The organism is Acidisphaera sp. S103 (assembly GCF_009765975.1).
In the GTDB taxonomy this organism is placed as follows: Bacteria; Pseudomonadota; Alphaproteobacteria; order Acetobacterales; family Acetobacteraceae; genus Rhodopila.
This window is the reverse complement of record NZ_LMUJ01000087.1, coordinates 1-1,176: the sequence shown is the minus strand read 5'-3', so window position 1 is coordinate 1,176 and position 1,176 is coordinate 1. Positions and strand designations below refer to the sequence as shown.

1 protein-coding gene is annotated in these 1,176 nt (G+C 57.2%); it reads right to left on the bottom strand.

What is annotated here, in order from left to right; genetic code table 11:
- Positions 1 to 102: 102 nt before the first annotated feature.
- Positions 103 to 941 (bottom strand): IS5 family transposase gene (locus GSQ89_RS29020; protein ID WP_158931614.1). Its coding sequence is split into 2 segments (ribosomal slippage): positions 103 to 557 and positions 557 to 941, totalling 840 coding nucleotides; the frame shifts between segments, so codons are not numbered across the junction.
- Between the last annotated feature and the right edge of the window lie 235 nt (positions 942 to 1,176).

The window sequence follows — 1,176 nt, the reverse complement described above, 5'->3', positions numbered from 1 at the left end:
GCGCTTATATTGGGTCATGGTCGGCTCCGGTCTTGGTTGCTAACGGCCCCAATTCTGGCACTTGATGCCGTGGGGCCGTCCACCCCAACAGTCCGGAAAGTTCTACGCTGGATTGCATAGTTTTCTCAGCATCAGTCGGATCGATGCCAGCCTGACGAAAGCGAGCGCGGTGCGACTCAGGTTTTCGAAATCCTTGGCCAATCGGCGGCAGCGGTTAAGCCATGCCAGGGTGCGTTCAACGACCCAGCGTCTGGGGAGGACTTGAAAGCCCTTTGCGGCGTCCGACCGTTTAATGATTTCGACCGATAACCCCGGCAGCAGTGCGACGGATAATTCGCGGAATTGCCGCCCCTGATAACCGCCATCGGCGAATATCTTTCGTAGGAAAGGATATAGGCCAAACAAAGTCGCCAGAACCAGCACCCCACCGTCGCGATCCTGGATGTTGGCCGGATGCACTATGGCGTGCATCAACAAACCCTCGGTGTCGACCAGAATATGGCGCTTCTTGCCACCGATTTTCTTCCCCGCATCATACCCTTTGGGATCGATGCAGGCCCCCCTTTTTCAGCGCTCTTCACCGTTTGGCTGTCGATAACGCAGGCCGTCGGGCTGGGATCTCGATCCGCCTGTTCGCGGCATTTTTGATAGAGTACATGGTGGATTTTTGCCAAGGTTCCATCATACTCCCAGCGCTCAAGATAACCATGCACGGTGCTCCTTGGCGGTAAGTCACGTGGGATGTAACGCCACTGACACCCGGTGCTGAGAACATACATAACGCCGTCGAGCACATCGCGAATAACAACCTTGCGACGCCGGCCGCCTCGCCTGGCGGGTGGGATCAGATCTTCGATCTGGCTCCACTCCTCGTCGGTCAAGTCACTCGGATAACGCAGTTTGTCACGGTTGTAGCGGTGACGGTTTTCGGTCGTCCACATTTGGCACCTCGCGAATCGGTGCCGACCATCGAATCATAGAAGATTCAATGGCTTCAACCCCCGCCCTCGGGACCGTCCAGAGATCTGGGGGACCGTGACGTGACGATCGGATAGGACCAGTCGGGTAGGTTGGCGGCTAGGGCTTCACGAATGGAATGGATGCTGCGTTTGGTTGTGCCGGGGATTGATGGTCAGTCCCGGAGTGTCGACGTGATGACGGTCAGCCGGCCTGACG